2 protein-coding genes are annotated in these 8,441 nt (G+C 29.8%); both read left to right on the top strand.

The genetic code is table 11. The features are described from left to right. The first annotated feature begins 787 nt into the window (after positions 1-787). Positions 788-4,924: a hybrid sensor histidine kinase/response regulator transcription factor gene (locus tag ACP7AV_RS16755; protein ID WP_426092941.1), complete on the top strand. Its 4,137-nt coding sequence runs from the start codon at positions 788-790 to the stop codon at positions 4,922-4,924. A gap of 494 nt (positions 4,925-5,418) precedes the next feature. After that, a complete protein-coding gene (locus ACP7AV_RS16750) occupies positions 5,419-8,439 on the top strand; it encodes a SusC/RagA family TonB-linked outer membrane protein (RefSeq protein ID WP_426092940.1) in 3,021 nt (1,006 codons plus the stop codon). Positions 8,440-8,441: the final 2 nt, after the last annotated feature.

Below are 8,441 nucleotides of genomic sequence, written 5' to 3'. Positions count from 1 at the left end.
TTTTTGGCTTTTAAAATAGCCAAAAGTTATCTCCGACTTTAACCAAGATAATAGAATATCAAACTAAAAACCTATCTTAAATCGTTGAGATTTCTGTCTGAAAAATGGGTACAGCATACTATAATACACGGCGAATTCATCAGTCACTAAATTATGGAACTCCTTATAATAATTATTACAAAAAAGAAGTGGCATAAAATCAGAATAACTTTTTTGGCTTTTTAAAATAGCCAAAAGTTATCTCCGACTTTAACCAAGATAATAGAATATCAAACTAAAAACCTATCTTAAATCGTTGAGATTTCTGTCTGAAAAATGGGTACAGCATAATTCCACTGTTTAAAATCCCGAAATTATTTTGCGAAACTAATGTAAAAATACTAAAAATTAGCATGTTACATACAGTTTATATCTATAAATTAATTGTTCTACAAAGCACAAAATACTTTAAAAGATCAGTTTTAAAAGTCATTTTTACAGATTTGAATCCTGTTGTGTCGAGAGAATTTACAAATTTTAACGGCATACTATCTTATTTTCCACTACTACTAAATCTTTCTGGCATAGATTGATGTCAAAAAAACATTACTAAAAAGTTGAGAAAATGTAAAAAATTTTTTAAATATTTTGTTCAAAATTATATTTCTACGATAAGTTGACAATCTAAAAATTTGGATTTAAACACTTATGACACCCCTAATAAGGATATTAAGAGACTTCCTTTTTTTATTTTACTTTATATTGCGGCGAAATTAATATTTAAGCTAAGAATAAATATAGTTAAGCTATGAAAAATATCACTACATATCTACTTTTCATCATTTTTTATTTTTTCGGACCTAATTATTCGATTGCACAAGGTGTTGATTTGTTTTTTGAGCATATCAATTATGATGAGAGTTTTTCACAAAGTATGATTTCAAATATTTACCAAACTGAAAAAGGATTTGTCTGGATTGGAACAGCGAATGGTTTAGTTCGATATGATGGATATAATTTTATAAGATATGTGCGCAACAATGAAAACGAAAACAATATTAGTAATAATCATATCAATGTTATTTTGGAGGATAAAGATAATAAATTGTGGATTGGAACCAATCACGGTTTAAATCTGTTTAATAAAAAGACAAATAATTTCACTAATATTGATCTCTCTCCAATTAAAGGAGGTAAAAATTATATATCTTCAATTATTCAAGATTCAAACCATATTGTTTGGGTAGGAACTTTTGGAGGGGTTAAGCGGCTTAATAGCAAAAAAAACAAATTAGAAGATATTTCTAATGATGCGAACTCTGTCTTTAAAAAAAGCCGAGTTCTTTCCTTATTTTATGATAGTACTTATGGAGTTTTAGTAGGCAGCTCTGCGGGATTGCAGTGTTTTGATCCAAAAACTGGAGCAAGTAAAAAGTTACCGGAAATTTGGAATAGTAAACCTTCTTTTCTTAAAGCAAAGATTCTTAAAATCGTTAAGGACAATAACGGGGATTTCTGGTTTACTACAGAGACTAACGGTGTTTTTTTATATTCTAAAAGTAAAAATACAATAATAAATTATTTACATGATTTTAAAAACAAGAATAGTATTGCTTCTAATTGGGTTAGTGATCTACTATTAATTGATGATAAAACAATTTGGTTTGCTACAAAAAATGGATTATCTATATTTAAAAAAGATCAAAATAAATTTATTAGTCATAAGCATCACCCATTAAGTAGTTTTAGTATTTCTGATAATGATGTAAAATGTTTGTTAAAAGACCGTCATAATAGTATTTGGTTGGGGACATTAGGTGGAGGTCTGAATTTTTTTCATAAAGCCAATGCTAATTTTATTAATATAGGAGAAACCATTCGACCTAACTTTGGATTAAGTAACGCATTGGTTAGCTCTGTTGTTAAAGAAACTAACGAGTCTTTATGGGTGGGTACTTTTGGAGGTGGGTTAAATTATCTTGATTTCAAAAATAATAAAAGTTATTCTTATTTAGTAGATTCTTTTGATTCTGAAAAATCAATAAATACGATAACTTCACTGATTAATCAAGATGATGAAAATTTGTTATGTGGTACTTTTAACGGATTATATAAGTTCAATAAAAAAAAGAAGACATTTAGTAATGTGTCACTAAATCAAAAGGGTTCTAAAAAAGGAGAAAGACCAATCACTTCTTTAATAATGGATGAAGATATAATTTGGATTGGTACTGATGGAAGCGGACTTAAAAAACTAAGTTCTTCTGATAAGGTTGATAATTTTTTGGCTGATGGCTTTTCAAATTCTATTAGTGACAATTTTATTACTGATATAAAAAATGACAAGAATGCTTTGTGGATCGCCACGCAAGACGGGTTAAACTTGTTTGATAAACAAACTAATAAGGTTACAAAAAAATATAAAAGAGGAGGTTCAAATTCATTGTCCAGTAATAGTTTGACAGTTCTTTTTTTTGATTCTAAAAAAAGACTCTGGATCGGTACTGATTATGACGGACTTAACTATTTTGATCCTAAAACAGAAAAATTTTATGTGATAGATGCTTCTTTGGGTTTTACTAATGAAACCATAAAAAGTATTGTAGAAGACTCGCAAGGTAATCTTTGGATTAGTGCTAATAATCTGTTGTTTAAAATAATATTTAAGAATTTTAAACTCCCTTTTAAAACCTCTGATCTAGAAATTATATCCTACTCTTCAAAAGATGGATTGAAAGCAAAACAGTTTTCAAATAATTCTAGTTTAAGATTAAATTCGAATGAACTTGTGTTTGGGTCTTCAAAGGGATTGACGATTTTTAGTCCTCAAAATATAATTCGTACCCAAAATAAAAGTAAAATAATGTTGACAAAACTTATCGTTAATAATGAAGAAATAAGGCCGGGGAATAAAAAAATTACATTAAAGAATAGTATAAATGAAACCTCTGAAATCACTTTAAATTACGGGCAAGGTTATATTGGAATTGAATTTAGTGCTATGAATTTTGTGAATCCAGAGAATAATGAGTATGCCTATAAATTAGAAACTTCTTTTAGTAAAGATGATTGGCATGACTTAGGTTCACAACACAATATTAATTTAACTAATTTAAATTCAGGGTCTTATTTTTTAAAAATAAGAACAACAAATGAAAAAGGGTTTTGGAATCCTTTTGTTAAAACGTTAAAAATAATTATTCTTCCGCCATGGTGGAATACTTGGTGGGCTTATATTTTTTATTTTTCTTTATTGTCAATTGTTTCTGTTTTTATTTTTCGGTTTTTTAAAAATAGAGAAATTTTAAAACAAGCCTTGTACTTAGAATCTCTTGAAAAAGAAAGACAAGAAGAACTGTACAAAATGAAATTGGAATTTTTTACTAATGTTTCGCATGAAATCAGAACTCCTCTAACACTGATCAGTGGACCCGTTGAAGAGTTGTTGGGTTCCTCGGAAAAGGGTAGTAATCTCGAAAATAAACTTAATATTATAAAAAACAGTTCGGATCGATTGTTAAAATTGGTCAATGAATTAATGGATTTTCGAAAGGCCGAGAAAGGGAGTATGAAAATTTACTGTGAACAACAGGATATTGTAGCATTTTGTTTCGACATATACGAATCGTTTCGCGGAATTGCTGTAGAGAATAATATTGACTATAAGTTTGTTCTTAATATTAATTTAAGTCTAATTTATTTTGATAAAAATCAGATGGAAAAGGTTATTTATAATTTACTTTCCAATGCATTTAAATTTACCAGTAAAAATGGTCGAATAACCTTGGCTGTTGAACAAAAAGGAACTGATGCAGATACTATAGAAATCAAAGTTAAGGATAATGGTAGTGGAATACCTGAAAACAGAAAAAAGAAGATATTTAAAAACTTTTTTCAATTAGATGATCGTGGCAATACAAATATGGGCAGTGGTGTGGGCCTGGCCTTAAGTAAAAGTATCGTAGAATTACATCAAGGTACCATTCATGTGCAAACTGAATTAGATACTGCTTTTCCAACAATTTTTATCATTACGTTAAAAAAAGGGAAAGTTCATTTTAAAAAATCACAAATTGTTTCAACTGAAGTTATTTCAACTGATAGTTTAAGCCCTATATCGGATATCAAAACAGAAATTATTTCTCAAGAACTAGAAAGTGTTGAGGAAATAAATTACAATAAAAAAACACTAATTATTATTGATGATAACGAAGATGTTTTGTCTTTTGTTTATGATATTTTGCGAGAAGATTATAGAGTTTTAAAGTTTTCTAATGGTTTTAATGCACTTACTTATATGGAAAAAGAAATTCCGGATTTGATAATTAGTGATGTTATGATGCCTGAAATGGATGGTTTTGAATTGTGTAAAATCTTGAAAACAAGTCAGAATACCAATCATATCCCGGTTATACTTTTAACTGCAAAATCATCTACTTTAAACAGAATTGAGGGGCTTTCTACAGGAGCGGATTCTTATATTTCAAAACCTTTTAGTATAGAAGTTTTAAAATTGAATATTATTAATTTATTATCTGCTAAAGAAATATTACGTCAGAAATATAGTGTTCAACTTAGTAATCATTCTGATTTTGAGAGTATAATAACTCCTGAGGAAATATTTATTAAAAAATTGACCACCATTATTGAACAGAATATAGACAATCCAAATTTTGACGTTAATGAACTTGTTGCTGAAATAGGCATGAGTAGGACAGTACTCTATAAGAAAGTACAAACACTTACAGACCATTCAGTTGCGGGATTTATAAAAAATATGAGATTAAATAAAGCAGCTCAATTATTAAAAAATACGAACTTTCCTGTTTCAGAGGTGACCTTTATGGTTGGATTTAATGATAGAAAACATTTTAGTAAAGAATTTAAAAAATATTATAAATTATCTCCAACTGTTTTTAAAAGTTCACAAACTTCTAATGAATAAATAGGACGATTTTCTTCTTAATAGTTCTTGTAATAGTTCACTACTTTATTCTTATTAGCTGCTATTCTAGTAAATTTTACTCCTTCTTTAATTCTCTTAACAGTAATTCATAATTTGATTTTTGAAACTTTATGATTGTTTTTCTTTTGACTTAAGAATTGTTTTGGATAGTATTTATTACGAAATTACTGATATAAATGACATTGTTCTTAACGCAATGTTTTAATTTATTCTAAAATTGTTAATTTTTTTTAAGTTATGTAAAGAATATTTGAATTTTATTTTTTTTAATATTTACAGTTTATTTTATTTTATATTGTGAATTTTATTAAAAAAAAGCATAAAAATTAATGTAATCTATCTATTAATACATTAAGACCCCTAAAAACGCATGTTTATCCCCCTTCGCATCCTCCCCAATCACTCACATTTGTGAAGTAAATCACAAAACAGATTTATTTAACTAACCTAAATATTAATGTAAATTTTTAACAATGAAAAACAGCTTTAATGTGAATGTGTGTTTTCTGAGAGGTAATTATTTAAGATTGATCTTAATTTTGTTCCTATGTCTCTTCTTTAACACTGTAAATGCACAACAAAAAGTAATTAGCGGAACTGTAGTTGATAATTTAGGCTTGCCTGTACCTGGAGTGAACGTTATAATTCAAGGGACTATTACAGGAGTTCAAACTGATTTTGATGGTAATTTCAGTATTAGTGCCTCACCAACAAATACTTTAATTTTTTCCTATATTGGAATTAAAGATACTTCTATTTTGGTTGGCAATCAAACCAATATAAGGGTGGTACTTGAGTCGGACTCCGAAGCATTAGATGAAATTGTGGTTGTGGGTTACGGTACTCAAAAAAAGAGTGACGTGATTAGTTCGGTAGCTTCCGTAAAAGCGGAGGATTTGGTTAAAGTTGCTACATCAGATATTGGAGAAATGCTTAGAGGTAAAGTAGCAGGAGTTCAGGTTACTTTAAATGATGGTGGACCTGGAAGTTCCTCAAGTATACAAATCAGGGGTAAAAAATCTATTAACGGAAGTAATGAGCCTATTGTAATTGCTGATGGAGTTGTAATCGGAAGTATTAATGATATTAATGCTAATGACATTGCTTCCATGGAAATTTTAAAAGATGCAGCATCACAAGCTATATATGGTGCAAGAGCATCTAATGGAGTAATTTTAATTACAACCAAAAGAGGGAAAACTGGAAAACCTAGAGTATCATATAGTGGATTTTCAGGTATCCAAACTTTAAATAGAAATTTTGATATTTATAGTGGTGCTGAATATGCTCAATTAAAAAGAGAAGCCTTTAGAACTAGTAATGGAGGTGTTTATAGACCGGACGAGCAGATTTTTACTGCTTTAGAATTGGCTAGTGTTCAATCTGGAGAATATATAAATTGGGAAAAAGAAATATTGAATACAGGTACTACTCAAAATCATAACTTGAGTGTTTCTTCAGGAAGTGAAAATACGAATGTATTTACGAGTTTTAATTATATCGATATTAAGGGTGTGATTCCCAACTCGGATTATCAAAAAGTGACTGCGAGAGCAAATGTAGATCAGAGGGTTAACAAATGGTTAAAGATTGGTTTGAATACTTCTTTCCAATTTTCAGAATCGAATGATCCTAACAATAGTGGAATTTTGCTTAATTCTATCACTACTTCTCCACTGGGTCAAATTTATAATGAAGATGGATCTTACCGTTGGTTACCTGGTGGACTTGAAGAAAATAAGAATCCGTTAATAGATATTTATGAAACCAGTACAAATAACAATAGCAGGAATGACATTATAAATATTTTTATGGATATTTCTCCTTTTAAAAATTTCAACTACAGATTAAATAGTAGTAGAAGATCTTGGAATGGTAAGACGGTTTCCTACAACACAGCCAAGTCTTTAAGTGGTATTGCTAACGCTGGTCAAGGTGGTGGAAGTATTAATTTTCAAGATAATGTAGAGTATCAATTAGAAAACATTCTTTCTTATAACTTTAATATTCTTGAAAAAAATCATTTTGGTGTAACAGGAATTCATAGTGTGACGGAGTCTAAATACAATGATTTTACCAATAATGCAACTAGACTGCCTAATGATATTCTTGGAATTTATGGACTTGAAGCAGCAACATTAAATACTCCTTATATAGGTGGAAATAGAAAAGCTTTGGTTTCTTTTGCCGGAAGAGTAGAATATGATTTTGATAATAAATATTATTTTACAGTTTCTGCCAGAGCAGATGCTTCATCCGTATTTGGAACAGAAAATAAATGGGGTTTCTTTCCAGCAGTTAACGCCGGATGGAATGTTCATAAGGAAAGTTTTTTAGATAATCTTCCAGAAATTAACAATTTGAAATTGAGAGTTAGTTATGGTAAAGTAGGGAATCAACCCCAAAATGCCTATCAAAGTTTAGCTTCTGCATCTCAAAGAGATTATATTATTAATGGAATTAAGGTTTCAGGATATGTGCCTGGTTCCGCTTTGTCAAATCCAGGATTGAAATGGGAAACATCTACACAATTGAATGCTGCGATAGATTTAGGATTGTTCAAAAACAGAGTTCAAGCAACTGTTGAATTTTATAATACTCGAACAACAGATTTGTTGATCTATGAATCTCTAAATGCAAATACAGGTTATAGCTCAAAGTTATCAAACCTTGGAGAGGTAGAAAATCAGGGTATTGAAGCTACTTTGAACACTGCAATTATCAGGAATAAAGATTTTAAATTTAATATAGGATTAACATTCACTAAAAACACTAACAAAATTATTAGTATTTATGGTAAAGATGAAAATGGCGACGGGATTGAGGACGATGCAGTAGGTAACAATTGGTTTATAGGAAAACCTATTGATGTTTATTATCAGTATAAAGCTATTGGAATCTTTCAAGAAGGTGAAAATATTGCAGGCTCTGCTCAACCACTTGCTTTGCCTGGAGATATAAAATTATACGATGCAGATCCTACTGATGGTATCATAAATCCAAATGCAGATAGAATTATAACCTCTAAAATGCCAGACTGGTTTGGGACTTTATCTTTGAGCATGGAGTACAAAGGATTCGACTTCTCTGCTGATGTCACTACTGTTCAGGGAGTGACTAAAGACAACTCCTTTTTATATGGGTATTTAACTGGTGGTTCTTTACGAGCAATTAAAAACGGTATTAAACAAAACTATTGGACTCCAGAAAATCCTGGGGGAGATTTTCCAAGACCTCGTGATGGGAATGATCCTGACAATATTTATTTTAAGGGATTACAAGATGCTTCTTATGTTAGATTACAAAACATTTCTTTAGGTTTCACTATGCCTAGTAATTGGATCTCCTCTTTGGGATTAAGTAATGTTAGGCTTTATTTGACAGGAAGTAATTTATTAACTCTTACCGATTTTCAATCGTATAGCCCAGAAAAAAGCCCAGGAGAATATCCTGAAGCAGTAAGTTTTGTGACTGGATTGCAGATTGGCTTTTAATA

Origin of the sequence: Flavobacterium sp. DSR3-2 (assembly GCF_049896525.1) — a bacterium.
Classification (GTDB): Bacteria; Bacteroidota; Bacteroidia; order Flavobacteriales; family Flavobacteriaceae; genus Flavobacterium.
Note: the sequence above shows the minus strand (reverse complement) of the source record. Positions and strands in the feature narration are given on the sequence as shown.

Bases quoted from the DNA above. Each gene is read 5' to 3' on its own strand.
- ACP7AV_RS16755 (WP_426092941.1), top strand. From the start codon at position 788: ATGAAAAATATCACTACATATCTACTTTTCATCATTTTTTATTTTTTC.
- ACP7AV_RS16750 (WP_426092940.1), top strand. From the start codon at position 5,419: ATGAAAAACAGCTTTAATGTGAATGTGTGTTTTCTGAGAGGTAATTAT.